The sequence below is a fragment of the Alcaligenes sp. SORT26 genome (assembly GCF_017377875.1).
GTDB lineage: Bacteria > Pseudomonadota > Gammaproteobacteria > Burkholderiales > Burkholderiaceae_B > Alcaligenes > Alcaligenes parafaecalis.
In genome coordinates, this window is the sequence record NZ_CP070975.1 from 1,924,315 (window position 1) to 1,950,544 (window position 26,230).

Annotated in this window: 28 protein-coding genes; 9 read left to right on the forward strand and 19 right to left on the reverse strand. The window is 57.1% G+C overall.

The window, feature by feature from the left end; genetic code table 11:
• Positions 1-87 precede the first annotated feature (87 nt).
• From gspF to gspG, 11 genes are read right to left on the reverse strand one after another with little or no spacing between them, the layout of a single operon-like run.
• Positions 88-1,290: a type II secretion system inner membrane protein GspF gene (gspF, locus tag JYG33_RS08870; RefSeq protein ID WP_207875579.1), complete on the reverse strand. Its 1,203-nt coding sequence runs from the start codon at positions 1,288-1,290 to the stop codon at positions 88-90.
• Between the two features lie 14 nt (positions 1,291-1,304).
• The gene (gene gspE / locus JYG33_RS08875) at positions 1,305-2,723 is read right to left on the reverse strand and encodes a type II secretion system ATPase GspE (RefSeq protein WP_207875580.1); all 1,419 of its coding nucleotides are present in this window, start codon (positions 2,721-2,723) and stop codon (positions 1,305-1,307) included.
• On the reverse strand, positions 2,720-5,014 hold the full coding sequence (gene gspD / locus JYG33_RS08880; RefSeq protein WP_207875581.1) for a type II secretion system secretin GspD: 2,295 nt from the start codon (positions 5,012-5,014) through the stop codon (positions 2,720-2,722). Before gspD ends, gspE begins: the two co-directional genes overlap by 4 nt.
• A gap of 13 nt (positions 5,015-5,027) precedes the next feature.
• Positions 5,028-5,774, reverse strand: coding sequence for a type II secretion system protein N (gene gspN / locus JYG33_RS08885; RefSeq protein WP_207875582.1), 747 nt, complete (start codon positions 5,772-5,774; stop codon positions 5,028-5,030).
• Entirely contained in the window at positions 5,771-6,322 is a 552-nt protein-coding gene (gene gspM / locus JYG33_RS08890; protein WP_207875583.1) for a type II secretion system protein GspM, read from the reverse strand. Before gspM ends, gspN begins: the two co-directional genes overlap by 4 nt.
• Complete coding sequence (locus JYG33_RS08895) at positions 6,319-7,305, reverse strand: GspL/Epsl periplasmic domain-containing protein (protein ID WP_243430315.1); 987 nt, start codon at positions 7,303-7,305, stop codon at positions 6,319-6,321. The genes gspM and JYG33_RS08895 overlap by 4 nt, the downstream gene beginning before the upstream one ends.
• Positions 7,289-8,149, reverse strand: a complete 861-nt coding sequence (gene gspK, locus JYG33_RS08900; RefSeq protein ID WP_207875584.1) for a type II secretion system minor pseudopilin GspK — start codon at positions 8,147-8,149, stop codon at positions 7,289-7,291. The genes JYG33_RS08895 and gspK overlap by 17 nt, the downstream gene beginning before the upstream one ends.
• A complete protein-coding gene (locus tag JYG33_RS08905) occupies positions 8,146-8,745 on the reverse strand; it encodes a prepilin-type N-terminal cleavage/methylation domain-containing protein (protein ID WP_207875585.1) in 600 nt (199 codons plus the stop codon). Before JYG33_RS08905 ends, gspK begins: the two co-directional genes overlap by 4 nt.
• Positions 8,742-9,086: a type II secretion system minor pseudopilin GspI gene (gspI, locus tag JYG33_RS08910; protein WP_243430316.1), complete on the reverse strand. Its 345-nt coding sequence runs from the start codon at positions 9,084-9,086 to the stop codon at positions 8,742-8,744. Before gspI ends, JYG33_RS08905 begins: the two co-directional genes overlap by 4 nt.
• 11 nt (positions 9,087-9,097) lie before the next feature.
• Positions 9,098-9,547 (reverse strand): type II secretion system protein, encoded by a 450-nt coding sequence (locus JYG33_RS08915; protein ID WP_243430317.1) that lies wholly within the window; start codon positions 9,545-9,547, stop codon positions 9,098-9,100.
• A gap of 22 nt (positions 9,548-9,569) precedes the next feature.
• Entirely contained in the window at positions 9,570-9,947 is a 378-nt protein-coding gene (gspG, locus tag JYG33_RS08920) for a type II secretion system major pseudopilin GspG (RefSeq protein WP_243430343.1), read from the reverse strand.
• A 220-nt stretch (positions 9,948-10,167) separates the two neighbouring features.
• On the opposite strand from gspG, the gene JYG33_RS08925 reads away from it, so the two are divergent.
• Entirely contained in the window at positions 10,168-10,608 is a 441-nt protein-coding gene (locus tag JYG33_RS08925) for a hypothetical protein (RefSeq protein ID WP_207875589.1), read from the forward strand.
• 55 nt (positions 10,609-10,663) lie between these two features.
• Complete coding sequence (locus JYG33_RS08930) at positions 10,664-11,797, forward strand: HPP family protein (RefSeq protein WP_207875590.1); 1,134 nt, start codon at positions 10,664-10,666, stop codon at positions 11,795-11,797.
• A 91-nt stretch (positions 11,798-11,888) separates the two neighbouring features.
• Here JYG33_RS08930 and hppD read toward each other — a convergent pair whose 3' ends face one another.
• From hppD to JYG33_RS08945, 3 genes are all read right to left on the reverse strand, one after another.
• The gene (hppD, locus tag JYG33_RS08935) at positions 11,889-12,965 is read right to left on the reverse strand and encodes a 4-hydroxyphenylpyruvate dioxygenase (RefSeq protein WP_207875591.1); all 1,077 of its coding nucleotides are present in this window, start codon (positions 12,963-12,965) and stop codon (positions 11,889-11,891) included.
• Between the two features lie 268 nt (positions 12,966-13,233).
• Complete coding sequence (locus JYG33_RS08940; RefSeq protein ID WP_207875795.1) at positions 13,234-13,983, reverse strand: sulfite exporter TauE/SafE family protein; 750 nt, start codon at positions 13,981-13,983, stop codon at positions 13,234-13,236.
• Between the two features lie 150 nt (positions 13,984-14,133).
• The gene (locus JYG33_RS08945) at positions 14,134-15,552 is read right to left on the reverse strand and encodes an aspartate ammonia-lyase (protein WP_207875592.1); all 1,419 of its coding nucleotides are present in this window, start codon (positions 15,550-15,552) and stop codon (positions 14,134-14,136) included.
• A gap of 841 nt (positions 15,553-16,393) precedes the next feature.
• On the opposite strand from JYG33_RS08945, the gene JYG33_RS08950 reads away from it, so the two are divergent.
• The 6 genes from JYG33_RS08950 to JYG33_RS08975 all read left to right on the forward strand — a co-directional run bounded on the left by JYG33_RS08950 (position 16,394) and on the right by JYG33_RS08975 (position 20,840).
• Positions 16,394-16,951 (forward strand): MarR family transcriptional regulator, encoded by a 558-nt coding sequence (locus JYG33_RS08950; RefSeq protein ID WP_207875593.1) that lies wholly within the window; start codon positions 16,394-16,396, stop codon positions 16,949-16,951.
• A 111-nt stretch (positions 16,952-17,062) separates the two neighbouring features.
• On the forward strand, positions 17,063-17,668 hold the full coding sequence (locus JYG33_RS08955) for a DUF2946 family protein (RefSeq protein WP_207875594.1): 606 nt from the start codon (positions 17,063-17,065) through the stop codon (positions 17,666-17,668).
• 20 nt (positions 17,669-17,688) lie between these two features.
• On the forward strand, positions 17,689-18,279 hold the full coding sequence (locus JYG33_RS08960; RefSeq protein WP_207875595.1) for an NUDIX hydrolase: 591 nt from the start codon (positions 17,689-17,691) through the stop codon (positions 18,277-18,279).
• A 2-nt stretch (positions 18,280-18,281) separates the two neighbouring features.
• Positions 18,282-19,010: a leucyl/phenylalanyl-tRNA--protein transferase gene (gene aat / locus JYG33_RS08965; protein WP_207875596.1), complete on the forward strand. Its 729-nt coding sequence runs from the start codon at positions 18,282-18,284 to the stop codon at positions 19,008-19,010.
• 48 nt (positions 19,011-19,058) lie between these two features.
• Entirely contained in the window at positions 19,059-19,784 is a 726-nt protein-coding gene (locus JYG33_RS08970) for an arginyltransferase (protein WP_207875597.1), read from the forward strand.
• Positions 19,785-19,805: 21 nt separating this feature from the next.
• A complete protein-coding gene (locus JYG33_RS08975; RefSeq protein WP_207875598.1) occupies positions 19,806-20,840 on the forward strand; it encodes a quinone-dependent dihydroorotate dehydrogenase in 1,035 nt (344 codons plus the stop codon).
• Positions 20,841-20,973: 133 nt separating this feature from the next.
• Here JYG33_RS08975 and phaP read toward each other — a convergent pair whose 3' ends face one another.
• From phaP to JYG33_RS08995, 4 genes are all read right to left on the reverse strand, one after another.
• A complete protein-coding gene (gene phaP / locus JYG33_RS08980; RefSeq protein WP_207875599.1) occupies positions 20,974-21,573 on the reverse strand; it encodes a TIGR01841 family phasin in 600 nt (199 codons plus the stop codon).
• 243 nt (positions 21,574-21,816) lie between these two features.
• Positions 21,817-22,566 (reverse strand): IclR family transcriptional regulator, encoded by a 750-nt coding sequence (locus JYG33_RS08985; protein WP_042486997.1) that lies wholly within the window; start codon positions 22,564-22,566, stop codon positions 21,817-21,819.
• A 121-nt stretch (positions 22,567-22,687) separates the two neighbouring features.
• Entirely contained in the window at positions 22,688-23,497 is an 810-nt protein-coding gene (locus JYG33_RS08990) for a molybdopterin-binding protein (protein ID WP_207875600.1), read from the reverse strand.
• A complete protein-coding gene (locus JYG33_RS08995) occupies positions 23,487-24,305 on the reverse strand; it encodes an EI24 domain-containing protein (RefSeq protein ID WP_207875601.1) in 819 nt (272 codons plus the stop codon). Before JYG33_RS08995 ends, JYG33_RS08990 begins: the two co-directional genes overlap by 11 nt.
• 73 nt (positions 24,306-24,378) lie before the next feature.
• On the opposite strand from JYG33_RS08995, the gene JYG33_RS09000 reads away from it, so the two are divergent.
• Positions 24,379-24,768 (forward strand): thioredoxin family protein, encoded by a 390-nt coding sequence (locus tag JYG33_RS09000; protein ID WP_207875602.1) that lies wholly within the window; start codon positions 24,379-24,381, stop codon positions 24,766-24,768.
• Here the strand turns inward: JYG33_RS09000 and JYG33_RS09005 are convergent.
• Positions 24,748-26,127, reverse strand: a complete 1,380-nt coding sequence (locus JYG33_RS09005; protein ID WP_207875603.1) for a DEAD/DEAH box helicase — start codon at positions 26,125-26,127, stop codon at positions 24,748-24,750. The genes JYG33_RS09000 and JYG33_RS09005 overlap by 21 nt on opposite strands.
• Between the last annotated feature and the right edge of the window lie 103 nt (positions 26,128-26,230).

Here is a 26,230-nt window from a genome sequence, read left to right on the forward strand (position 1 = left end):
GGCTCACACCGAGCACATGAACGATTGCCGCCAGCCTTCAGCATGGCGGCATCCAGACCTCCTCAACGTACAGCTCAATACCAGCGCTTATTGCACCAGCTGATTCATCTCAATAATCGGCAACATCACGGCCAGCACAATCAACAGCACCAAACCACCCATCAGCAGAATCATCAAGGGTTCCAGCAAGGCCGTCATGGTCAGCGCTTTGCGCTCCAGTTCGGTCGACAAAGTCGTCGCCGCACGGTCCAGCATGGGAGCCAGCTCGCCGGTTTTTTCCCCACTGGCAATCAGTTGTACTAATAGTGGTGGGAACAAGGCGCTTCGTTGCAGCGCGCTGGCTAAAGGCAAGCCTTCACGCACACGAATGGCTGCCTGGTTCACGGCATCGCGCAAGGCCAGATTGGATACAGTACGTCCGGCGGCTTCCAGAGCGGTCAGCAAGGCGACATTGCTACCGGCCAGAATCGCCAAGGTCGCCGCAAAACGAGCGGTATCCACGCCCAGCAGATAGCCCCCCAGAACAGGCACGCCTAACAAGCGTCGATGAAACGCCAGCTTCAAGGCCGGTTGTCGCAGCAGAAAAGCGACCAGCACGGCGACCAGCACCAACACAATAAACAGCACCAGCCCCCATTCACGCAGCAAATCGCTGGCGCTGATCATGACGCGAGTCAGCATGGGCAGTTGCTGCTTGGCCTGGGTAAAAGCTCCCACCACTTGCGGGACCACATAGCTCAGCAAGAACACCACCATCGCTACCGAGATCAGGCTGACGATGGCGGGATAGATGAAGGCCGTCAGCACCTTGCCCCGCAAGGCCCCACTGTCTTCGATAAAGCTGGCCAACCTGTCCAGCACTTGCTCCAGCTCGCCCGATTGCTCCCCGGCACGGACCAATGCCCGGTAGATTTCCGGGAAGTCGCGCGGGTGATTGGCCAGGGCATCGCTCAAGCTTTGGCCTGCGCGGATATCGGCACGTAAAGCCGCCAGAAGTTGCACCAGGGGGCGACGTGTGGCTTGTTCGATCACCACGCCCAGGCTGGCTTCCAGAGACAATCCGGCTGCCACCAAACTGGCTAATTGACGTGTCAGCCAGGACAACTCGGTACGGCGCAAACCCACGCTGCGGGCACGGGCCGCAGCCCGGCTGCGTCCGGCTTTCAGGGAAACGGTCAGCAGGCCTCGGGCCAATAATTGCTGGCGCGCCAGTCGTTCACTATCGGCCTCCAGCACGCCACGCTCGCTACGCCCGGCCTGGTCTACTGCTTCATAGTGATAGGTACCCATCTTGTGCTGCCCGCCTATAACTCGCGCGTCACGCGCAAGACTTCTTCAGTGGTGCTGATGCCCTGCTCCACCCAGCGCTGGGCGTCTTCTCGCAAGCTGCGCATACCCGATTCGCGGGCGGCCTGGCGCAAGGCGGGCTCCGCCCCCGCTGCATTCAACAAGTGTTGAGCACGTTCATCGATCCGATACAGCTCATGAATGCCGGTACGGCCCTGATAACCGGTATGGGCACAGTGCTCGCAGCCATGCGGGCTGGCATGATACTGACCATGCTCGGCAGGCACACGGCAATGTCGGCATAGCTTGCGGATCAAACGCTGGGCCAGGACCCCACGCAAGGTCGAAGCCAGCAAGAAAGGCTCCACCCCCATATCCACCAAGCGTGTCGCGGCCGAGACTGCATCGTTGGTGTGCAAGGTCGCCAGGACCAGGTGACCCGTCAAGGATGCCTGCACGGCAATCTGCGCCGTTTCCAGGTCACGGATTTCCCCAATCATGATGATGTCCGGGTCTTGCCGCAAAATGGCACGCAAGGCTCGCGAGAAACTCAATTCAATCCGGGGATTCACCTGCGTCTGACCCACGCCCGGCAGGTCATATTCAATGGGATCTTCCACCGTCAGCACATTGCTGCGCGCCGTATCGACCCGGCCCAGTGCGGCGTACAAGGTGGTGGTCTTGCCGCTACCAGTAGGGCCAGTGACCAGCACAATGCCGTGCGGTTGATGAATCAGCTCATCCAACTGCGCCAGAATATCCGGCGCCATGCCCAGGCGCTCCAGCTCCAATTGCCCGGCTGACTTGTCCAGCAAACGCATCACCGCCCGTTCGCCATGTCCGGTTGGCAAGATCGATACGCGCAGATCCAGCGCCCGCCCCCCTACTTTCAAGGCAATACGGCCATCTTGCGGCAAGCGTTTTTCAGCAATATCCAGGCTGGCCATAATCTTGATACGCGAGACCAGGGCACCGTGCAAAGCACGCCGTGGGCTGACAATATCGCGCAAACGGCCATCCACGCGGTAACGCACAACGGAATGGGTTTCATAAGGTTCCAAGTGAATATCACTGGCCCCATCGCGCACTGCCTGAGTGAACAAGGCATTGATCATGCGGATCACCGGCGCATCGTCCTGGTTTTCCAGCAAATCGGTGACAGCGGGCAGCTCCTGCATCAGGCGATCCAGGTCTACCTCATTGGCCGCCGCATCCACCACACTGGCGGCATCATCGCCCTGCGCGTAACTGGCATCAATCAAGGTATCCAGTTCCGCATCCGGTATTTGCCGCTCTTGCAGTTCGGGATAGCGCCGCCGCAGTTCCACCAAAGCCCAATCCGGTGTGCGCTCGCTAATCACCAGCGAACCCACCCCTTGCTGTTGCGTCAGCACGGCCCGGTGCTGGCGTGCCCAGGAGTACGGCAGGCGGGTCATAGGCTCTCTCGCAAGTCCACGGCACCACTGCTTGGCGGCAGAACCATGTGCCCTGCATCCGGGTGGAACCAGGTGGAGCGATCCGGCAAGCCCGTCTGTACAGCGCGCATATAGTTGTAGCGGTCCAGAGACAAGCTCTGGCTGTCTTGAGCGTTACGCACGATATGAGGGCGCAAAAACACCATCAGATTGGTTTTGGTGCGCTTGCGTTTTTCGTACTTGAACAGGTTACCCACCAGCGGAATATCGCCCAGCAAGGGAACGGACTGCGTACCGTCCTCAATCGAATCTTCCAGCAAACCGCCCAGCACAATGATCTGGCCGTCATCCACCAGCACATTGGTGCTGAGCGCACGTTTGCGCGTGACGGGCGAGTTGGCCGATACGGACATGGCGGTATCAATACTGCTGACCTCCTGGTACAGCGCCATCTTGACGGTGCCGCCCTCCGAGATCTGCGGACGCACTTTCAAGGTCAGGCCCACATCTTCGCGCTGGATAGTCTGAAATGGATTGCTGGCCCCATCGCCGGTGGTGGTGTATTGGCCCGTCACAAACGGAACGGTACGGCCCACCATAATGCTGGCCTCTTCGTTATCCAGCGTCATCAGATTCGGAGTGGACAGAATGTTGGTGCCACCCTGACGTTCCAGCGCACGCGCCAGCACACCCAGGTTGACGACCTGCTGGCCCAGCACATTTACCGTGCCTTTCACCACCCCCAGGCTTAAACCCGCCGCCAGCGAATCCAGTGTGGTCGCCCCAGCCTTGGTGATACCACTGCCGCCCAGATTGGCACCACCTACAAAGCCCGAGCCGTCGGCAATATTGCCGCCCCCGGTCATCCACTGGATGCCGAACTCGGCCGCATTTTCTGCGTTCACTTCCACAATCAGACTTTCCACCAGAACCTGAGCGCGGCGTTGATCCAGTTGGTCGATGACTTCACGCAGGCTGCGATACACCGGGTCGGGTGCCGAGATAATCAGCGTATTGGTGGACGGGTCTGCCTGCACCGTGGCACCGCCTGCACTGAACGCCACAGTCCCGCTCGCATTGTTCACTGCACTCAAGCCCGCCTCGCCTTGCGGCTGGGCTGGGGGCGCAGCCGTATTCATGGCCTTGGCACCACCCGCCGTGCCGGTACTCGGTGTTGGCGCAAGACTATTACTTTGCTGCTGTGTCCCGGTAGAGGACGTCCCCGAGCCGGATTGCCCAGTCAAGGCCGCGCGCAACACTTCAGCCAACTGCACAGCCTGAGCATTACGCAGATAAACCACATGCAAATTGCCCTTATTGCTCTCCGGGCTGTCGATGCGTCGGATCAGATCACGCGCCAGATCCAGACGGGCCGGACTACCTGCCCGCACCAATACAGAGTTGCTGCGCGGGTCGGCCACGACGGTAATGCGTTGCGCCACATCATTGCCGGGCGTATCCAGCATTTGCGAGGCCAAGGCCGCCACATCCAGCGCCACACCATAGTCAATCGGGATGATGTCGGTGTTCAAACCGGCAGGGGTATCGATCCCAGCAATCACCTGCGCAATGCGATCCAGATTGTCGCCGTAGTCCGTGACAACCAAGGTGTTATTGGAGGGATAGGCATTGATAGGATTGTTGGGCGAAATCATGGGCCGCAACACAGGCACCAGGGCTGTGGCGTTTTCATAGCGCAAGGTAAAAACACGGGTCTCCAGCTCGCCACTGCCGCTGGCTCCCGCCCCGGCGGCCCGCACTGCACCGCCTTGCTGACGGGCCTCGGCTTCAGGCACCACGCGGCTGACCTTGCCATTACGAAGCACGGCAAAACCTTGCATGCGCAACGCAGACAGCAGCATTTCATAGGCTGTGCGTGCATCTACGGGGACTTCAGACACCAGGGTCAACTGGCCTTTCACACGCGGGTCCACGATGAAGTTCTGCCCGGTGAAACGCGCCAGGGCCGCCACCACGCCATCCAGCTCGGCATCCACAAAATTCAGGGTAATGTCATTGCCTTGCGGGAACTGAGCCGGGTCAGGCAAATCGATCGGGGCCGCGCTGCCTCCTACCCGCTGCGGAACCCGACGGGTAACAGCAGGCGAAGGCGTATTGCTGGTAGCAAAGCGCGGATCACTCTGGCTGCTGCTGATCGGTGCCTTGCCTACGGAGGCAAAAAAAGAAGAAGGATCCGGGCCTGGATCAGGTTTCTGACCATTGCTGGCACAGGCGCTCAACAGCACGGCCGCACCCAGGCTTAAAAGGAAGCGAGGCTGCAATCCAGGAAGTCGTTTAGTCAAGGTACTCATAGTCAAAATATCGTTATTCCTGCTTGCTAGTCGTTGTGGCGATTTGCCATTGGGTCACACCCTGACGTTGAGGCCCCAGGGCCTCTAATAATTCTTTGAAGCGTTGATCATCGGCTTGTTTGGCTTGAGCGCGTCCTTCAAACAGCCCGCCATCCGGCCCCCACTGACCTTGTCCTGCCAAGGTCAAATCCCCCGCCAGTGTTCGCAGGCTAAGCTGCACGCCCTTGCCCTTGCGGTTGACGGTCAATTGGTAATCGCCCAGTTCGGCTTGAGCGGCCAAAGCGGATCGTGCATTGCGCCAATCCAGTTCCAGCAAGGGTCCGGTTTCGGCGGCCAGTGCTTGGCTGGGCCAGCGCAATTGCAACTGTCCCTGTGGCTGCACGGTCTGCAATAAAGGATGCAGACGCCCCAACAGCGCGGCGGGAGCGGTCAGGCTTTGACCTGAAATGCGCCAACCTTGCAGGCTGGCTTGCAAACGCACGGGCTGATCGAACCAGGCATGGCTTAACTCCATCTGCGGCCAGGGCGTCAAACGCCAGCGCCAGCTAACAGGGCCAGGGACAGTGCGAGCCAACAAACCCGAGCCCACTACCAATAAGCCCTGCCCAGAAGCCAGGCTGCCATGCGCCGTTTCCAGTCGTAAAGGCAGTTGCTCCGCTTGCCAGATCAGCATCACGCGGGCAGGTAAAAACGGCACCGCGGCCAGGAGCAAGAGCAGCGTCAATAATCCCCAGGCACTTATCTTTGCCAGCTTTTTCATGATGGCTCTCCCGCACGCAACACAATGCGGCCATCCAGAAGGCCCGCGCGTTCACGGCTATCCACCACGGAGCGACTCATGCTGACTTCCTGCACTGCAAAGCCCAGAACACGAGGGGCATGCATCAACCAATCCATCAGGGCAGGCGCCGCCACAGCCTGGCAGACCAGAACCCGCTGCTCGGCCTGCGCCTCCTCTGGCTGGCACTGGCTACCCAAGGTTTGCAAACTGCGTTGCAAGGCCTTGTCTTGCCCTTGCGCATCAGGCGGCGCTACCAGCTCTTTATCCAGAACCTGAATCTGGGCCAGCACGGTTTGTAATTGCGCCATCTCGTACTGCAAGCGGGGCAACTCCTGCTTGGCCAAGGCCAGATCACGCACCGCAGGCCGCAAGAGCAGCAACCACAAAAGCATCAGCACCAACAAAGCACCCAATACCGACAAGGCCAATTGATCCCGACGGTTCAGGGCCTGCCAATACTGTCTGGCGATGGCCAGCTTGCCTTGCAGGCTCAGCAGTACAGGCTTCAAAACAGTGAACTTGTTCATTGCTGCCCCCCCTGCTGGCTGGACTGTTGGCCCGCTTTGCTAAACCCAATTTCCCACTGCCGCGCCGACTCGCCCTGCTTCCATTCCAAATCAGATTCAGCCGCCAAAGGCTGTGCAGGCAGCTCGCTGGCCAGGGTCAACTGCAATTGCTGGTCTTTGAAATTCAATGCCCGTACCTGTCCCTGCAAAGCAGGCCACTGCACCGCACTGGCCATCAACAAACGATCAAAGGGGGCCGAGGCCGGGCTTTTCTCGGCCAGCAAGCCATCGCGGTGCTGTCTGGCCTGAGTCAAGGGTGCGACGATAACGGGCAAGTGCGGTAAAGCCTGTCGCACCGCCTGCTCCATCTGGGTCTGCGTCTGCTTCATCTGCGAGCGCAAGGATTGCGCTTGCTGTTGCAGTACCAGCGTCCAGCTCAACACGGCTGCCAGGGTCCACCACAGGCTTTGACGCAGCACACTGCTCCCACCGCTTGATGCCATCTCCGGCATCAACAAAGAACAAGCCGGTACGGTCAGGCTTTGGCCTTGTCCGTGTCGGTCTTGCTCATGGCCGTCCGACCAGGCGTACACAGCACTCAAGGGCAAGCCGAACTGGCGAGCCTGCTCGCCCAGTGCCAACAAGGACTGACGCTCCGTCCAGGCCAACTGGCTCATTCCCGACGGCCCGGCGGCAGAACAGGCCACCCACACCTGTTCGATCGGGCTTAAACACATGGGCTCGACAGCACTGCACGCCACCGCCTGACGTCGAGAGGCGCTGACCGAGGGAATACGCGCTTCGGTGACCGTCGCCATCCCTGCGGGCAAGACCAGTTCCATGGAACTGGCCAAGGCTTTCAAGGCTTGCACCTCTCCCCGCCCCCGGCGCAGCACCTTGGCGCGCTTGTCTCGTAGTACAAAATCCACCGGCTGATCCAGCCGTGATGGAGAGTCCAAATAAATACGCAGCACTTTGCTCATCACTTCAACGAACCCAGACAATCCGGCTGCGATCCGCTGCCCTGTTAATCAGGGCTTGGGTCGCTACCCGGCTATGGTCAAGTCGCAACTCTCCACTTAATAAAAACCATTCACTGCGCACGGTCAGCGTTTGCCCTTCCAGCGCCTCCTGACGTTGCAAACGGGCTTGTACATCGGCCTGATCCCGGAACCACTGGCCCCGGTCACGCTGCTCCAACAAGCCACGCCACTCCACAAGACTGACCGAAGGCTGCACGGCGGCCAGAACCTGGGCGCTGGCGGTATTCACATTCAAGGATTTGGCCTGCGGCAAATAGCTCAGATAAGGTTCTAGCTGCTTGGCCTGTTGAACCGCATTCGGGAAAAAATCCTGCAAATGAGAAGGCCACGGGGCTTGTCCGGCCTGTGCCCGTTCCAGCCGCTGGGCCAGCTCCAAAGCCAAAGAAGGCGGCTGCTGCACACTGCCCAGCAACTGCTCAAGCGCCTGCACATAAGTAGCCTGCACGCGCCCATCACGCAGCAATAAAGCCAGATTGAATTTGCCCTGTTCGTCCTGGATGTAGCCGGAGAAATAAGCCGCCCGGGTCTTGTCCGGGGTCTCTATCTTCAGCTCGCTCAGGGCCTGAGCCCACAGTCCGCCTTTATGGGTCACCGCCGAACGCTGCGAGTCCAGACGCAGCACCAGCACCGCCCAATCCAGCGCACCGCGCAGCAGCCAGTTCGCCTGCAGGTAATCGCGCTCGCTGGCCAGTTGTGTAGCCAAGCCACTTTGGCGTTGCACGATGCCCATGGTGGCAATCGACACCGCCATCACGACGACCAGCGCATTAATCACCGCCATGCCTTGTTGGGATGGGCGCTTCATAGCAGCATCACCACTTTGCGGTAGGGGTGCTCTTGCCCTTCCAGTTGCACCGTCAGCTCTATACCTGTCGCGGCTGCTCCGGCTTGCTCTGGCCAGGGCCAGCTTTGCCAGCCACGTGCCGGAATCCAGATACGCACATTCCAGGCGCTCACCTGCTCCAGCACATCTTGCAATGGGCCCAGCTCAGGCAAGGGGTACACCGTTCCAACCTGAGCAATGGCCCGCTGCAACACGCCTTGCTGCAAACGCCATTGAATTTGCTGGGTGCCCGCCCCCGCTTCGGCACGGCGTTCAATCATCAGAATGGCGGGCCCCTCGCCCTGCGCTTGCCAATGGATGCTGGGTGGCAACACCGCCATCGCCCCTGTTGGATCGCTTGGGCGAGGCGCAGCGGGCAAATGCAACTCCAGATCCCGACCCATTTGGGACAAGGTATTGAACAAGGCCTGGGTCTGGCTGGCCTGGCGGCTTAGCTGCTCATCCGCATGTAAAACAGCATCCAGGCCACGCCAGGACATCAGGCTGATCAAGGCCATAATGGTCAAGGCCACCAACATTTCCACCAGCGTGAAGCCTTCCTGGCCAGCGTCTGTCATGGCAAGGACGCCAAAGTCGCGTGCAGCTCGGCCAGCACAGGGCCTTGGGGGACAAAAGCCTGTACCGTCACCTGACGAAAGAAGCGATTGGCTGTGGCCTGCACCACTTGCTTGCATTGCAGGTTCAAGGAACCCTGACGGCAAGGAACTACGGTTTCACCTGGCTCGGGAAACAGGCGCCGCAAGCGCATTTCTGCCACCACACTGTCTACCGCCAACAAGGCCGCACTGCGCTCGTACATGGCCTGACTGCCAGAGGCACTCAAACCCAGTGCCCGCAAGCCCGCCGTCAACGCGACCGAAACAATCGCCAGTGCAATCAATACTTCAATCAAACTCATGCCACGCTCTGTCATGACTGCACATCAAAACGGCCTGTCGGATCGCTGCGTAAATGCAGGACCTCGTGGCCATCATCCAGCTCCAACTGCCGTGGCGCGGACAACCATTCATTCACAAAAACCCACGGTCCTACTGGCTCCAGGCGCACACGCACCGAGTCCAAAGACCAGGATCGCTGGGGAAATAACTGGGCAAAGCGGGCTTGATCGCGCAGCCAGCCCGGTGTGGGGCTGCTGCCATCGGTGACGTCCGGAATCAGGCTGAAACGATAGCCTTGCTGATCTGCCGTCCAGGCCACTTGACGACCACTTTCACGTACATAGCTTTGCAACTCGGCCAGACGCAAAGCCAGTTGACGGGCTTCCCGCTGCAAGCCCTGATCACGGTCCAGTACCAGCACGCTTAAACCTGCACTGCTGACAATGCCCACGATCAGCAAGACCACCAGGGTCTCGATCAAGGAAAAGCCCCGCTGTGTCACATCAGTCCCAATTGCCTATATCGGCATCACTGCCAGACCCACCGGCCTGCCCGTCCGCCCCCAGCGAGAACACATCAATCTCGCCATGCACGCCGGGTTGCAAATATTGGTAAGGATTGCCCCAAGGGTCGCTGGGCAAGCGGTCCATATACGGACGCCAGTTACGGGGCTCAGGTGGCTGGGCAGGACGTTGATGCAGCGCCGACAAGCCTTGAGCCGTGCTGGGATAACGGCCGTTATCCAGGCGGTACAGCTTCAGCGCCTGTGTCAGCGCAGCAATATCCTGACGAGCTGCCACGGCGCGAGCCTGATCAGGGCGGTCCATCAGACTGGGGACAACCAGGGCCGCCATAATGCCCATGATGACCACCACCACCATGACCTCAATCAAAGAGAAACCTTGTTGAGCGCGGGACTGAACAGATCCGGCCAAACGACGTGCTGGACTGCGAGAGAAAGTAGATCGAGACATGAAGGAAATAAGTCACCCAAAAAAACTCAAGCTCTTGTCATACGGGCTTCATGCAGCACACGCACACTAGGAGCCCTTAAGACAGCCATACGGGCCGTCTGCGAAAGCACTATGCGATGCAGTCTAAATGGGTATTATTTCCGCCATATTTCCGTCACATCTTTGGCTGCGTTTGTGTCAGGCCGGTATCGCGCTGGCCTTGCTCAACCTGCTGATCAACCTGTATCTGCCATCGGACGGCACGATTGCGCCGGTGCTGGATGAAGACCACCGCGAACAGATCAGCACGCAGCAGATCGCACAGTGGTTTGGGGGCAGCACCGCCCTGCCCGAACTGCGCTTGCACGGCATGATTGTGAGCGGCCAGACTGGCGCGGCCCTGCTCAGCATCAACCAACAGCCGGTCCGTGCGTATCGCCCTGGTCAGGAGCTGGCCCCCGGCGTGCTGCTGGATTCGCTGCAGCGTGAACACATTGTGATTACGGTTGATGCCGTACCCCAACAAATCGCCACCGAGCGCAAGGGCCCGGCCATCATTCCCGGTATTCAGCAAGGGGCTAAGCCCTGAAGTGAACGGTTAGCAGTATGATTTAAGGCTGTTTTCCTACTTCCCCCTGATGGGTATGCCTGCTTTACTTCGTCACTGGTTTGACAGCCTGCGCCCCAAGTCGCTGGCCATTGCACGTCCTGAAATGCTGCGTGCCACCTTGGGCGCCACGCTTAGCGTGCTGATTGTTTCCTCCCTTAGCCTGTACCTGTCAGATTTTGCGCACACGCATCATTGGTTGGTCGCCTCTCTGGCCGCCAGTGCCTTGCTAATCTTTCTGGTGCCAACCAGCCCGCTGGCTCAACCCTGGAACATATTGCTGGGCAATCTGGTGGGCGCACTCACAGGCATTACCTGCGCGACGCTGCTCCCTCATCCGATTGCTGCCATTACGATGGCCGTTTGCGTTGCCATGCCCATCATGCTGGCCCTGCGCTGTGTACATCCGCCCAGCCTGGCTATGGCGGTATTTCCCGCCCTGAATGGTATTCAGAACTACGATTTCGTCCTGTTTCCGGTGCTGTTTGACTCCTGCGTGCTGATCCTTCTGGGCATGCTGTACAACCGCCTGACTGGCGTGGCTTACCCGCCAATACACAAACCCGCAACCCGCCCCGCAGCCACTCCTGCCCGCTTTACGGATCAGGATTACGATGCGGCCTTGAGCCACTACAACCAGACGCTGAACATCAGCCACGACGATCTGGAGAAACTGGTCAGCTATGTTCATCAGTCAGCCTTCCGACGCAATCTGGGCACACGCCGCTGCGCGACCCTGATGAATGATTCACCCCTTTCCTGCCAGATCAGCACACCCTTGCAACAAGCCTGGGACATGATGCGCGAGCGCAAGGTCAAAGCCTTGCCCGTGCTGGACCAGAACAAGCATGTGATTGGTATTTTGGCTTTATCGGACTTTTTGCAGCGTGCCGGGCTGGATCAGCCGGATAATCTGCGCCAGCGACTCAAGCGCTTTTTAAGCCCTCGGCAGCGTTCAGCACCGACAGTGGCCGAGATCATGACCACACCTGCCGTCACCGCCAATGCAAACTGGTCGGTGGCAGAGCTGATTCCCCTGTTCAGCCAGGGTCGCCATCGCCATATGCCGGTGGTCAATGATCACAAAGAGCTGGTGGGCATGATTACCCAGTCGGATCTGATGCTGGAACTGTTCAGAATCTTGCAGCCATCACGAACGAAGCAAGAATAGACAGGGCAAAAAAAATCCCCACTGTTCGGCAAACGCCACACAGTGGGGATAGATTCATTGCCAGCGCCTGTAGCTCTGAAACCGAACCGTTTTAATCAGCCTGCAACACACCTCGGCGCAACTGATCGCGCTCGATCGACTCGAACAAGGCTTTGAAGTTGCCTTCGCCAAAACCATCATCGCCCTTGCGCTGGATGAACTCGAAGAACACAGGGCCCATCAAGGTTTCCGAGAAAATCTGCAACAAGAGACGACGATGGCCACCTTCCGATGTGCCATCGAGCAAAATGCCACGATTTTGCAGCTCTGCAGTCGGCTCACCGTGCGCAGGCAAGCGGCCTTCCAGCATCTCGTAATAGGTTTGTGGGGGTGCGGTCATAAAGCGCATGCCCATGGCTTTGAGCTTGTCCCAAGAGGCGATCAGATCCTCGGTCAGGAAAGCCACGTGCTGGATGCCTTCACCATTGAACTGCATCAGGAATTCTTCAATCTGCCCCGAACCCTTGGCCGACTCTTCGTTCAGAGGGATACGAATTTTGCCATCGGGAGCCGTCATGGCTTTGGACGTCAGGCCGGTGTACTCGCCCTTGATATCGAAGTAACGAATCTCGCGGAAATTGAACAGGTGCTCGTAGAACTGAGCCCAGTACGCCATGCGACCGCGGTATACGTTGTGGGTCAGGTGATCGATCTCTTTCAGGCCCGCGCCCACAGGGTGGCGGTCCACACCTTCCAGGTAGACGAAGTCAATATCGTAAATGGAGTTACCTTCGCCAAAACGGTCGATCAGGTACAGAGGCGCGCCGCCAATCCCTTTGATCGCAGGCAAACGCAGTTCCATAGGGCCGGTAGGAATATCAACAGGCTGGGCGCCCAGTTCCAGTGCGCGCTCATACGCTTGCTGCGCATCACGCACCCGAAACGCCATGCCGCAGGCCGAAGGGCCGTGTTCGGCAGCAAAATAAGCGGCGTGGCTCTTGGGTTCTTCGTTCAGGATCAGGTTGATCTCGCCCTGACGGTACAGGGACACTTTCTTGGAACGGTGTACCGCCACTTTGGTGAAACCCATCATCTCAAAGACAGGTTCCATCACGCCAGGCTGGGGAGCGGCAAATTCGATGAACTCAAAGCCCATCAGGCCCATTGGATTTTCAAACAAGTCAGTCATAGCAGACTCCAACTGTAATCAGGTAATCAAGGATGGCGTAAAAACGCCTTGAAACTTGGGCTCAAGCCTTGCAGGGGGGCGCGCAGGATACCCCACGCACACTGCGTGCCAAGTGATCACCAAACAACAATTGAAATCCCAGAAACCTCACAGGCTCTGCTCCAGTGGGCGGGAACCCGAAATGTGCTCCCAGTGCCGGCACTTATTATGAGGGGTACAGGCCCGTATCGAATATAGAGCATTACCCTAGAGGCTTAAACCACCTGCCTTAGCGCGCCAGCAACTGAGGGACGGATGACAGCAACATCGCCACCCCGGACAGGGTTAATAAACTTAAAACAATGGCGCGGAATGTGCTTTGGCTGATACCCACATACAGACGTGCGCCCGCCAATACGGGAATCAGCACCGCCAGCATGACCAGCCCGATCGAGGGCAGCATGGACGGGAGAATAGAACCGGAGGCGATATACGCCAGCAAGGTCACGGACAAGGTGGCCAGATTGAAGTTTTGAATAACGGCACGCTGCTCATCTTTAGGCAGGCCCGTCATGGTCGTCCATAGGGTAGGAATCACCCCGGTCATCCCGCCCAAACCGCCCATCACACCACCAATCAAACCCGCCAGGGCATTAGCCAGGCGACTGCGCACGCGCACATGGCCCAGACGACTGGACATCAGCATGATGGGGCACCAGATCACCATCAAGGTGCCCAAAAACGCCTTGAACACCGCCGCATCCAGAAAAGGCAGCAGATACGTTCCCAAAGGCACGCCGAGCAGGCCACCGAACAAGAAAGGCAAGAGAATCTGCCAGTACGACGTGCGTCGCCGGGTAAAGGCGGCAATCATCTGTCCCGTCCAGGCACCACACACCGCCAGCACCGCCGCCAGTTGGGGCTCCAGAAACCAGGCCCAGCAGGACATGGCCACCATACCGAAGGCAAAGCCCGACAGGCCCTGCACAAAACCCGCCACAATGGCGCCAAAGGCAACCGCCAGATAAACCGACTCCATATTCCCCTGCTGCTCCTGCATGTAGACAAGGCCACAGTATCCCCCTTGTACGAAACGAGCGGGCAGAAAAAAGCCTCCAGAATGGAGGCTTCCCAAACTAAAACCGGCGTCGGCCAACTTAGGGCCAAATCAGGCCTGGTTCAGATTGGTTCAGGCTGGGTCAGCAGCACGCAGATCACGAGGTTGGATCAGCGATTCAGCACGCAACACATCGTTCAGGGTCTCGGCGTCCATCAAACCACGCTTGAGAACTACATCACGAATATTGGCACCGGTCTGGAAGGCTTCAGCGGCCACCGAGGTTGCCGCTTTGTAACCGATAAACGGATTCAAGGCAGTGACCAGGGAAATGGAACGCTCAATATTGCTTTCCAGGCATTCACGGTTGGCAGTGATACCCACCACGCAGAACTGAGTCAGCGTGTCGCACGCATTGCTCAACAAAGCCATGCTACGCAGCAGGGAGTGAATAATCACAGGCTCAAACGCGTTCAACTGCAATTGACCGGCTTCAGCAGCCATTGTCACGGTCATGTCGGCGCCAATAACTTCAAAGGCAACCTGGTTGACCACTTCCGGGATCACAGGATTGACTTTACCGGGCATGATGGACGAACCAGCTTGCACGGCGGGCAGACAAATTTCACCCATACCAGCACGAGGACCGCTAGAGAGCAGACGCAAGTCGTTGGACAACTTGGACAGCTTGACGGCAGCACGCTTCAACACACCCGACAGGTGCAGGAAACCGCCACAATCCTGGGTAGCTTCGATCAAGTCCGCAGAAACGCGCAGTTGAACGCCAGACAGATCGGACAAAGCAGCCACAGCCAACTGAGCGTACTCAGGATGAGCCGTGATACCCGTACCAATCGCTGTACCGCCCAGATTCACGTCGCACATCAGTTTGCGCGATTCTTTCAGGCGCACGATGTCTTCGTTAATCATGGTGGCAAATGCGTTGAACTCCTGACCCAGGGTCATGGGCACCGCGTCTTGCAACTGGGTGCGGCCAATCTTCATGTACGAGGAGAATTCCGCGGACTTTTTCAGGAAGGCATCACGCAGACGCTCCATGGCGGCAAACAGCGGATCCAGCGAACGGTAGGCAGCCAGGTGCAAAGCCGTTGGGTAGACGTCATTAGTGCTTTGGGCCATGTTCACATCTTCATTGGGATGAAGATATTGGTACTCGCCGCGCTTGTGACCCATATGTTCCAAGGCCAGGTTACAAATAACCTCGTTGGCATTCATATTGGTCGAGGTACCTGCGCCACCCTGAATCATGTCTACCACGAAATGCTCGTGACACGTGCCAGTCTGTACGGCCTGACATGCGGCCACAATGGCGTCGTGCTTATCCTGTTCCAGCAAACCCAGTTTGAAATTGGCCTGAGCAGCGGCCTGCTTGACCAGCGCCAAAGCATTAATCAGTTCCGGGTAAGTTGAAATAGGCGTACCGGTAATGTGGAAATTCTCCTTGGCACGCAAGGTATGAACACCATAATAGACTTCATCGGGGACTTGGCGGTCTCCCAGCAAATCATGTTCGATACGGAACTGACTCATAATTCCTTCGTTTCCTTAATAACGATAGCAAGACTTTTTTGATACGCCTCATACTCGATCCCGGACTGTAAACGGAACAAAGCCCTACCATTTCTTGCGAACTTGGCAGGGGCTCGGGGACATGCTGGCAAATACCGCTAATAAGCTTTGGATAATGCTTGTATCCAAATCCGGAAAGCAAAGGCCCGTAAAAAACGGGCCTCTATTGCAATCCGCCAAGCGGGGTGAATGATCCAACCGCCTTTTTTGAAGGCATCGTCGAGCTCGGGAAGCGCTGTGAACATTGTAAACGCCGTGCGCTCGCATGCGCGTCGTTTTGCGGTTTTTCTTGGTTTGCGCCGCCTTATCTTCCTGACTGACAGTTGAAAACCTGCTTACTTTAGCGGTGTATCTCCGATATAGCTCGCTCATCTTGTTGGTAACAAGAGTCTGGCACTTTGAACACGAGCGTTGCGTGCTTGCATCATTTTGATGCGTTTAAGCCATAAGACTCACAACACACGATCAAAAGTCATGTCCTTGCCTACTCAGTTTGAAGTCCCGAAACCTTGCAGTTTGAGAAAAAACGGAAGGCGAAAGAGTATACACAGGCATTAAGACTATTCTATAAACGCATGGCCGCTTATACTGAAAAAAACTGGTCTTATTTTACTAAATGAAAATTCCTAATCAATAAAAGATGTTTAAATCAGTAAAAATGGAATTAAAAAATAAGATAAATTTCCACATTAAAAGCAGCGGCTCAGTAATAAAAGAAAGCAAACCTGATTTTATTGGGTTTTGTTGATTCTTTCTAAATAACTACTGCTCTTTGCCGCGCACTCCTTAACGGCACAGCACTATGAAATTACTCGATCTGAAATACCAAACTATCCTGAGCGAATCCCACCGCCAGGCTCACCCCAAAACCGAGGATATCGAACTGTGTTTACGCGTTCTGTCGCTGGCCTCCAGCATTAATCGCGCTTCCAGCACAGTTCTGAATGAGTTTGGCCTGTCCGAAGGCCGTCTTGTCCTCCTGTTTTTGCTTAGCCGCCAGCCCTCTGGCCTAAGCCCTGCCCTCCTGGCAGAACAGGCGGGCGTTACCCGCGCCACCATTACCGGCTTGCTTGACGGGCTGGAACAGCAGCAACTGCTGGTACGCCAAAACAATACCTCGGACCGCCGTGTGCTCACTGTTAAACTCACCGAAGCCGGACAAGAGTTGTGCGAGCACCTGCTGCCCTATTACATCGAGTGGCTCTCGGGTGTCTTTAGCCATGTTCCCCAGGATGTACGCGAACGCTTGTCCAATTTGTTATCCAGAGCCCTGAAAGGCGATGACACCCCGGAAATCAAAGTTGAAAAGCCTCTTTCGCACGGAATCCCCGGAACCATGCAGCGCAGTTATATGGCTTAAGGCATCAACCCGCCTTGTCCAGGGGCTGACTTTCCTGTCGGCCCAACACCATCAAGGGTGGCACCGATACGGTTGCCACCCTTTGTTTTCGTCCCTGCAAGGCTGAAGCTTATGGATGCTGCTGTTATTGATGCCATGAAAAAATGGCCCAATGTACCTGCCGTCAGCGGGTATATCTCTTTGGATCAGTCCGGCCATTGGCGACATCATCCGGCTGGCGATGCCAACCAGCATCCCGATCAGATTGGAGAGCGTATTGCCCATCAGGGCTTGCTGGCATTTTTCAATCGCAACTACCAATCGGATGAGCAAGGCCGCTGGTTTATCCAGAATGGTCCACAGCGCGTCTATATACGTCTGGATGCCGCCCCCCTGATTGTGTCTTTGGCAGAAGATCAGGCCCATTTGCAAGACCACACCGGCCGCCCGGTCGAGACCATCCAGGCCTGGTTCATCAGTGCTGATGGCATGCTGTATCTGCGCACATCAGCAGGCCCGGCCTTGCTGGCAGGCCGCGATATGCCCGCTCTGCTGGAACAGCTACGAAATCCGGCGCAACAAGGGCTGGACAGCCTGGACCTGGAGCAGCCCAATCACAGTACTGGCTGGCATTTACCCGCCTACCCCACGCCGAGTTCCCTGACAGTCTGGTCTTCCTGCGTGTCGCCCGCCGAGGAATTGGCGTATATTGTTTTGCCAGAGCCCGATCCCACTTGAACCGCCATCACAGAATCTGCATGACCCAGCCATCCGCCTCTTTCTACTTCCCCGCCCCACGCACACAAAACTTCTGCAATCAATGCGGCAGCAAACTGACACGCCTGGTGCCACCAGACGATAACCGCATGCGCGATGTCTGCGAAAGCTGCGGTGCTGTTCATTACCAGAACCCCCGCAACGTGGTGGGTATTGTGCCTATGTGGAAAGACGATCAGGTCTTGCTGTGCCGTCGTGCCATCGAGCCACGCTACAACACCTGGACGCTGCCAGCCGGTTTCATGGAGCTGGGCGAGACGCTGGGACAAGGCGCTTTGCGTGAAATGGCTGAAGAGGCCGGTGCCCAGGTCGAGCCGGGCCCTCTCTTCACGGTTATCAGCGTGCCCTACGCCGAGCAAGTCCATGTGTACTATCTGGCCAAAGTCACCAGTGATGTACTGGACCCCGGCCCGGAATCTCTGGAAGCCCGCTTCTTTCACCTGGACGACATCCCTTGGGACAATCTGGCCTTCCGTACCGTTAGCGCCACCTTGGAGCGCTACGTCGCCGACCACAAGGCAGGCCGCTTCCAGATTCACGAATTTGATATCGCCCCCCGCGACCACGACTGATCATGTCGCTCGTATGGGTCGCTCCTGATCAGGCCCTGCCCAGCCCTGAACACGCCAGCCCCGAAGGGCTGGTCGCTGCCGGATTGGACTTAAGCGTTCCACGCCTCCTGGAGGCCTATAGCCAGGGCATGTTTCCCTGGTACAGCCCAGGCGATCCGGTTCTGTGGTGGTCCCCCGATCCGCGTATGGTGCTGGAAGTAGATCACTTCAAGATATCCCGTTCGCTAGGTAAAAAGCTGCGGCAAATCGCGCGTCAGCAATACGAAGATCATCCCCCCATCCGAGTCACCTGCGATCTGGCCTTCGAGCAGGTCATAGGCCAGTGCGCAGCCCAACGCAGCGCCACTGGCACATGGATCAGCCCGGATATTCAGCAGGTCTATACCGACTTGCATCACACAGGCTACGCCCACAGCGTAGAAACCTGGGTGGATGACAAGCTGGTAGGCGGTTTGTATGGCGTGAATCTGGGCCGCTTCTTTTTTGGCGAATCCATGTTTGCCTTGCAAACCGATGCCAGCAAGATCGCCCTGGCCCATCTGGTGGATTTCCTGAAATTTGCCGGTGTGCCTTATATAGACTGCCAGCAAGAGACGGCCCATCTGGCCAGCCTGGGTGCCAGCCCCATTCCCCGAGCAGACTTCATGGACGCCCTGGCCTGGGCCAAAGACCAGCCCAGCCCGGTCTGGCCGCGTGGCGCTTTGCAACTAGGCCTGCCCCCAACTTGCTAGGCTGGCGCGAGCATCCCATAATGGCTCTATCACGCTTGGCAGAGTCGCATGAATTATCCCAAAGCACCCACCAGCCCCCAAACGCTGCAGTTCTATTCCACCGCCAGCTATCGCTGCAGCTATCTGCCTGAGCAACAGGCCCGCTCCCTGGTTGCCGCTCCTGCGCACCTGATTAACGACACGGTCTACTCCAAACTGGTCCAGCAAGGCTTTCGGCGTAGCGGCACCTTTACCTACCGCCCCTACTGCGATCAGTGCCGCGCCTGCCTGCCCTTGCGCTGCGACACCCTGCACTTTCAACCCGATCGAACCCAGCGCCGAGCCAAAAAACGTCACGGCAATCTGATCGTGCAAGATCTGCCTTTGCACTGGAACGCCGAACACTACGAGCTGTACCGTCGCTATCAGGCCAGCCGCCACCCCGGCGCAGGCATGGACGAGGACGACCAGTCCCAGTACGCCCAGTTTCTGCTGGCCAGCCATGTCACCTCGCGCCTGCTGGAGTTTCGTGAACCCGACGGCACCTTGAAAATTGTGGCGGTCATCGACGTGCTGCAAGACGGGCTTTCCGCCGTCTATACCTTTTTTGATCCCGACGACACCGGCAGTCTGGGCACCTACGCCGTGCTCTGGCAACTGGACTATTGCCGTCAACAATCTCTGCCCTGGCTCTATTTAGGCTACTGGATCGAAGAAAGCCGTAAAATGGCCTACAAAACCCGCTTTCGCCCCTACCAGCTCCTGATGAAAGGTCGTTGGGAATGGCTGGCTTAACGTCCTCTTTTATCGATCCCCATGTCTGCCCTATTCAGCCTTTATCCCTTGGCTCGCCGGGTGCTGTTCAGTCTGGATGCTGAACACGCTCACGAACTGACTCTGAAATCCCTGCATTGCGCCCACCAAACCCCTATTTTGGGTAGTTTGCTCAAAGACCTGCCCAGCAAACCTCTGGAACTGATGGGTCTGAAACTGCGCAATCCTATCGGTCTGGCCGCTGGCCTGGATAAAAATGGCGCGCATATTGATGCTTTGGGCGCACTGGGCTTTGGTTTTGTGGAAGTCGGCACCGTCACCCCGAAAGCGCAGCCGGGCAACCCCAAACCACGCCTGTTCCGCTTGCCTGAAGCCAATAGCCTGATCAACCGCTTTGGCTTTAACAACCACGGCCTGGATACCTTTATTGAGAACGTCTGCCGCAGCCAGTTTCGCTCGCAAGGCGGCATTCTGGGTTTGAATATCGGCAAGAATGCGACTACCCCCATCGAACAGGCCGATCAGGACTACCTGACTTGCCTGCGCGCGGTCTACCCTCACGCGGACTACGTTACCGTCAATATTTCCTCGCCCAACACGCAAAACCTGCGTGCTTTGCAGGCTCAGGATGAACTGGCCCGTCTGCTGGGTGCCTTGCAATCGCTGCGCACCGAGCTCGCCGACGAGCATAAGCGCTACGTACCTATTGTGGTGAAAATTGCCCCCGATCTGGATCAATCGCAGATTGATGCCATTGCCGACACGGTGCCGTCTCAAGGTCTGGATGGCATTATTGCCACCAACACCACCTTGTCGCGCGATGCGGTCCAAGGCTTGCGACATGGTCAGGAACAAGGCGGTTTGTCCGGCCCACCCGTACACGAATTGTCCTTGAACGTGATTCGTCGTCTGCGCGAGCAACTAGGCCCCGACTTCCCCATTATCGGGGTAGGCGGTATCGAGTCCGGCCGCCAGGCTCAGGAAAAAATCCAGGCAGGTGCCCAGGCTGTTCAGTTGTATACCGGCTTGATTTACAAAGGCCCGGCTCTGATTTCCGAGTGCATCCGCGCTCTGTAAAACGCACATTGCCCGCTTTATGCGGGCAATAGCATCCTGTCCTGCAGCACCGCCTGCATTGCGCACAAGAAAAAAGCCAGCTCATTGAGCTGGCTTTTTCTTTAGCACCTGATCAAATCAGGCAAGCAAATGCTTACTTCTTGCTGGTAGCAGCCGTTGCAGCAGCGGCAGCCGCTTCAACAGTTTTGTTGCTGGCTTCAGTGACTTGAGCAGCAGCTTTCAAGCTGGCGTTAGTAGCAGCCTGGATGTTGCTCTCAGCAGCATCAGCAGCTTGGCGAGCAGCTTTAACAACGGTTTCAGCCGCGTTGGAAGCCGTAGCGAAAGAAGACTTCAGCAGAGCAACAGCGCTTTCAGTGCCGGTAGGCGCATTCTTGGCCAGTTGGTCGATAGCGTCAGCAGCGTGTTGCTGGCCTTGAGCCAATTGAGCTTCAGCGATACGCGACAGGTTCAGTTGCAGATCGGAGAAAATGTCGTACACGCTTTTGCCGTATTCCAGAGCTTGGGCAGCGTTAGGCTTGGCCACGGTTTGCGACAGGGCAACAACGTCTTGCACGTCTTTGGCATTGATGGCTTGCTGGGATTGGCCAGCCGCTTGTTCCAGCGAGCTGCGCAGCAGGTTCAGATTCAGACCAACCAGCTTTTCAAAGCCTTGTAGCAATTGACCTTGAGCGGCGAACAGATTGTTCAAGGTAGCTTGTTGGGATTCCAGTACGTTTTGTGGAATAGCACTCATGATGTTTTCCTTGGAGATACGTGGCCTGGGTCAAGCCAGCGTGAAATTAGTGTCAGTGTTACTAGACAAGGGTCTGAAGAAGGCCCGGCCCATTCGCAACTACGCAAGGCAAACCTTCTATGTTGCAACGCAACAATTCAACTTTAAGCGCTATCCAAATCAAAGTCAACGGAATTTGTTGCGCTGCAACAAAACAGTGCTGAGCTTATCGTCAAAACGCATAAACAGCGTAAAAACACAGACTTAGCGCTGCTTGTCGTATCCCAGAGTTTCGGAAATTTTGGCAGCCGTGCTGAGCAGAACGGGAATCCAGTCGTCGTGCAAACGCTCGGCAGGAGCCGACAAAGACAGGCCCGCCAGGAGCTTGCCGGTGTCGTCGTACACGCCAGCCGCAATACAGCGTACGCCCATCTCCAGCTCTTCATTGTCGCGGGCGTAACCCAGACGACGAACTTGGGCCAATTCTCGTTCCAGCAGTTCCAACTGAGTAATGCTGTTACGGGTCGCCCCTGCCAGACCGGTGCGCATCACATAAGCGCGAACCTGACGCGGTTCCCAGGAAGCCAGGAACAGCTTGCCGGTCGAGGTCAGATGTAAAGGCGCGTGCCCGCCAATGGCGCGCACCACCTGCATGCCGGAGCTTTCACTCCAGGAGCGTTCTACATAGACAATTTCATCGCCCTGCTGCAAGGACAGATTCACCGTTTGGCCGGTGTATTTATGCAGCTCGCGCATCGGAGCCAAGGAGGCCGCACGTACGTTCAAACGTCCTTTGACCAACGAGCCCAACTCCAGCAGACGCATGCCCAGTCGGTACAAACCGCTGTCCACCCGTTCAACATAGCGCCCCACCACCAGATCGTTAAGGATACGGTGAGTAGTCGATGTATGCAGGCCGGTTGCCGCCGCCAGATTCTTCAATGCGACAGGCTCAGACTGCTTGGCCAGTTCGTCCAATAGAATCATGGCGCGTTCCAGAACCTGGATCGACATCTGACCACCATTGCTGGACGACGCGCTAGAAGGCGTAAAGGAATTTGTTGTCATTATTAGGAGAATTATGATGCAACGCAACAAATTCCATAATATGAAATGGCCGCGCGCTTGGCAAGCGCTATTTTAGCGCAGGGCTCAAGCTCCCGCCCAGGTCCAACACCTGCTGCCGCAAGTAAGCCAAGGCTTCGGCCGCCGCTTCCGGCTCCCCTTTCACACCCAGATCAATATGCGGCTGCCCGCCCGACTCGCCCACGCTAGGCAAGCTGAAGGCTTTCACGCCCGGCCAGTTCAATTCCACATGCTCCATGGCAGGCGTAATCCGGGACTCCGGCAAGTTGAAAGCCAGAAAAGAATGCTCCACCCGATGAGCCAAATGGTGCAACTCACGGTAGCGGGTATCCAGCGTCCACTCCATCATGGGCCAGGCCATGATCGGAAAGCCGGGCATGAAAGTGTGATTGCGAATAAAAAAGCCGGGAATCTTGTTATAGGTATTGGGCACAATCTCTGCCCCTTCCGGGAACATGCCCATCTGCAAACGCTGCTGATTCTCGGGCAAGGACATATCGGCACTGCCCACCCCATTGAGCTCGTTTTCAGCACAACGCTCGGTAATCAAGGCGGCGGCTTCAGGATGCAGCATCAGGGCTACGCCCAAGGCCTTGGCCGCAGCCTGACGAGTCTGATCATCCGGTGTGGCCCCAATCCCGCCACAGCAAAACACAATATCCGGTGTCGCAAAACTGCGTTCCAAGGTAGCGGCAATCGTATCCAGATCATCGGGGATGATCTGTGCGCCCCCCAGTTGCAAGCCCCTGGCACCCAGCAGCTCGATCAGCTTTGAAAAATGTTTATCGTAGCGACGTCCCGACAGGATTTCATCGCCAATGATAATCAGCCGAATAACGGCTTGATCCTTAGTTGTCATGGTCAATAAGCGGATGAGAAGCCGCAACTGCCTCTTGCTGGCGCAGGCGACGGAGGTTTTCCAAAGAGAAGTGAGCAAACACCAGGGCCGAGAACACAGGCAGAACCAGCCAGGCAGGTGGAATCAGGTTCAACAAGGCAAAGATCAGGCCAATCAGCCAATATTGGCTATTCAGGCGGGACCACAGAAACTTGCGCTCCTGGACATTTGCATGCTCTACCAGCGAGTCCACCCGCAAGATGCGCGTCAGGGCAAAGACCCACCACAGCACGGGCAGAATCAGCGCAAACGGCGGGAAAATCCATAAAGGCAAAGTGACCAGCCAGCCCAGCACAAACAAAGTACCAACCCAAACAGCGTTCCAGACACTCACCACCGTCGCGTTATGGCCTTGCTTGATCACATCGGGATAGTCTTTCTGCTGCAAATGGCCCAGCACCAAAGGCATGACCAGCACAGCGGCAATGATCAGGCCCAGCACACCGGCAATAGGCAGCAAGATACCCAGCGCCAGCAACGGCGCCAAATACACTTTCAGAGAAAACAGGCCCAGGCCCACCAGCCACTGGTCGACAGACTCAAAGGCATTCCAGCCTCCCAGCAGTTCCAGCAACCAGTTCTGAATCGGCGTCCACAACAGCCAGCTCAACAAAATCAGGCCCACAAACATGATCAGAAACGGCATGACCAGGGCAATCAGCATGCGTGGCTGAAATTGCGAGACCAAGGAACGCTTGAAGGCGGTAGAGACGCTGGCCCAGCTACCTGCGGGGCCCGATCGCGATGGGGCAGACGAAGAAACGGACATACTGCTCCTGCTAAGCAAAATCGATTACCCGAGTATCATAGACACAGTCGCTTCTTTTTGTCTGTATGAAATTATGGCCTTGTTCAACGCTCAACACGATCTGCCCGCCCTGGCGGCCCACCTGCACGCCGAGCCCGATGCTTTGCTGATTGCCTGTTTCTGTGCCGAATGGTGCAAAACCTGTCAGCAGTACCAACCTGCTTTTGAGGCTTTGGCTACACAGTTTCCTCAGGCCTGCCTGATCTGGATCGATATTGAAGAGCAGCCCGAGCTAGTGGGCGATGAGGATATTGAAGATTTCCCCACGCTGCTGATCCAGAACGAAAATGGGACCGTTTTTTACGGTCCCATGCTGCCTCATATCGAACATCTGGAGCGTCTGGTGCACAGCATCTCAGAACGCAGCCCGGTGATTGAGGCCGGGCCAGGGGATTTGCGCGCCTTAGTAGCGGCCGCCGCCTAACAAGACACCCACCGAGCGCTTGCGCGCTGCATTGGAAGGTGTGCTCACTGCTGGCTTGGGTGCTGCCGCGTTTGATGGCTCGTAAGGCTTGAGGAAAAACTCGTCCACAGGTGGCGTGTTCGACTGGTACGAACGACGCTCACCACGCTCGTGGCGGTTATTGCTGGAGCTGGAACGAGACGAAGCCACTGAAGGCAGATCCAGCTTCAGGCGCGGCACAGCCGTCCCGATCAGTTTTTCAATTTCCAGCAGCAGATGCTCTTCATCTGGAGCCATCAAGGCGATGGCTTCACCCGACGCACCTGCTCGACCTGTACGACCGATACGGTGTACGTAATCTTCGGCGTTGTAAGGCAGGTCCACGTTGATGACGCAGGGCATACCGGCCACGTCCAGACCGCGTGCAGCCACGTCTGTTGCCACCAGCACATCCACCGTACCGGCCTTGAAGGCCTCCAGAACTTTCATCCGTTCCAACTGACTTTTGTTGCCGTGGATGGATTCAGCCTTGATGCCTTCACGCTCCAGATAACGGGCCAGTTGTCCGGCACCGATCTTGGTATTGGAAAAGACAATGGTTTGAGTCAGCTTCTTGGTCTTGACCAGATGCACCACGGCGCGACGCTTGTCGTCTGCCGACATGGGGTACACCACCTGGGTCACGGTAGAAGCGGTGGCGTTGCGGGCGGCTACTTCGATCTCGACAGGATCATTCAGGAAGTTGCGGGCCAGCTTGCGAATTTCCTTGCTGAAGGTTGCCGAGAACAGCAAGCCCTGGCGGCTCTTGGGCAGCAAGGAAACAATACGGTCCAGGTCGGGCAAAAAGCCCATATCCAGCATGCGGTCAGCCTCGTCCAGCACCAGAATGCTGACCTGGCTTAAATTGATCGTGCGCTGGTCAATGTGATCCAGCAAACGGCCTGGGGTGGCGATGACAATTTCAACACCACGACGCAGGGCTTCTTTTTGCGGACCAATATCCACACCACCAAACACCACGGTCGAGCGCAGCGGAACCGATTTGCTGTAGAGCGCAATGCTCTCAGCCACCTGGTCGGCAAGCTCTCGGGTCGGCGTCAACACCAAAGCCCGCACAGGGTGGCGGGCAGGCGAAGCGCTGGTCGTGGCGTGTGCCATCAGACGATTCAGGATGGGCAAGGAAAAGGCTGCCGTCTTACCTGTCCCGGTCTGAGCGGCCCCCATCACGTCACGGCCAGCCAGCACCACGGGAATCGCCTCGGCCTGAATAGGCGTAGGCTTGGAATATCCCGCCTCGGTAACGGCGTTTAATATTCCAGGGTGCAGACCGAAATCAGCAAACGTAAGGTCATTGGGGGTCGAAGGAGTTTTATCTGTCATGTACGCAAAAAGTCGGCTTGCCACGAGTGGCAAGCATTTGTAACAATCCTATTTTAACTTATGCCCGCCTGCTTCAACAGCAGTCACGGGCGTGTAAGTACTC

Bases quoted from the DNA above. Each gene is read 5' to 3' on its own strand.
- gspF (WP_207875579.1), bottom strand. From the start codon at position 1,290: ATGGGTACCTATCACTATGAAGCAGTAGACCAGGCCGGGCGTAGCGAG.
- gspE (WP_207875580.1), bottom strand. From the start codon at position 2,723: ATGACCCGCCTGCCGTACTCCTGGGCACGCCAGCACCGGGCCGTGCTG.
- gspD (WP_207875581.1), bottom strand. From the start codon at position 5,014: ATGAGTACCTTGACTAAACGACTTCCTGGATTGCAGCCTCGCTTCCTT.
- gspN (WP_207875582.1), bottom strand. From the start codon at position 5,774: ATGAAAAAGCTGGCAAAGATAAGTGCCTGGGGATTATTGACGCTGCTC.
- gspM (WP_207875583.1), bottom strand. From the start codon at position 6,322: ATGAACAAGTTCACTGTTTTGAAGCCTGTACTGCTGAGCCTGCAAGGC.
- gspK (WP_207875584.1), bottom strand. From the start codon at position 8,149: ATGAAGCGCCCATCCCAACAAGGCATGGCGGTGATTAATGCGCTGGTC.
- JYG33_RS08905 (WP_207875585.1), bottom strand. From the start codon at position 8,745: ATGACAGACGCTGGCCAGGAAGGCTTCACGCTGGTGGAAATGTTGGTG.
- gspI (WP_243430316.1), bottom strand. From the start codon at position 9,086: ATGAGTTTGATTGAAGTATTGATTGCACTGGCGATTGTTTCGGTCGCG.
- gspG (WP_243430343.1), bottom strand. From the start codon at position 9,947: ATGGTGGTGGTGGTCATCATGGGCATTATGGCGGCCCTGGTTGTCCCC.
- JYG33_RS08925 (WP_207875589.1), top strand. From the start codon at position 10,168: ATGGGTATTATTTCCGCCATATTTCCGTCACATCTTTGGCTGCGTTTG.
- JYG33_RS08930 (WP_207875590.1), top strand. From the start codon at position 10,664: ATGCCTGCTTTACTTCGTCACTGGTTTGACAGCCTGCGCCCCAAGTCG.
- hppD (WP_207875591.1), bottom strand. From the start codon at position 12,965: ATGACTGACTTGTTTGAAAATCCAATGGGCCTGATGGGCTTTGAGTTC.
- JYG33_RS08940 (WP_207875795.1), bottom strand. From the start codon at position 13,983: ATGGAGTCGGTTTATCTGGCGGTTGCCTTTGGCGCCATTGTGGCGGGT.
- JYG33_RS08945 (WP_207875592.1), bottom strand. From the start codon at position 15,552: ATGAGTCAGTTCCGTATCGAACATGATTTGCTGGGAGACCGCCAAGTC.
- JYG33_RS08950 (WP_207875593.1), top strand. From the start codon at position 16,394: ATGAAATTACTCGATCTGAAATACCAAACTATCCTGAGCGAATCCCAC.
- JYG33_RS08955 (WP_207875594.1), top strand. From the start codon at position 17,063: ATGGATGCTGCTGTTATTGATGCCATGAAAAAATGGCCCAATGTACCT.
- JYG33_RS08960 (WP_207875595.1), top strand. From the start codon at position 17,689: ATGACCCAGCCATCCGCCTCTTTCTACTTCCCCGCCCCACGCACACAA.
- aat (WP_207875596.1), top strand. From the start codon at position 18,282: ATGTCGCTCGTATGGGTCGCTCCTGATCAGGCCCTGCCCAGCCCTGAA.
- JYG33_RS08970 (WP_207875597.1), top strand. From the start codon at position 19,059: ATGAATTATCCCAAAGCACCCACCAGCCCCCAAACGCTGCAGTTCTAT.
- JYG33_RS08975 (WP_207875598.1), top strand. From the start codon at position 19,806: ATGTCTGCCCTATTCAGCCTTTATCCCTTGGCTCGCCGGGTGCTGTTC.
- phaP (WP_207875599.1), bottom strand. From the start codon at position 21,573: ATGAGTGCTATTCCACAAAACGTACTGGAATCCCAACAAGCTACCTTG.
- JYG33_RS08985 (WP_042486997.1), bottom strand. From the start codon at position 22,566: ATGTCGATCCAGGTTCTGGAACGCGCCATGATTCTATTGGACGAACTG.
- JYG33_RS08990 (WP_207875600.1), bottom strand. From the start codon at position 23,497: ATGACAACTAAGGATCAAGCCGTTATTCGGCTGATTATCATTGGCGAT.
- JYG33_RS08995 (WP_207875601.1), bottom strand. From the start codon at position 24,305: ATGTCCGTTTCTTCGTCTGCCCCATCGCGATCGGGCCCCGCAGGTAGC.
- JYG33_RS09000 (WP_207875602.1), top strand. From the start codon at position 24,379: ATGGCCTTGTTCAACGCTCAACACGATCTGCCCGCCCTGGCGGCCCAC.
- JYG33_RS09005 (WP_207875603.1), bottom strand. From the start codon at position 26,127: ATGACAGATAAAACTCCTTCGACCCCCAATGACCTTACGTTTGCTGAT.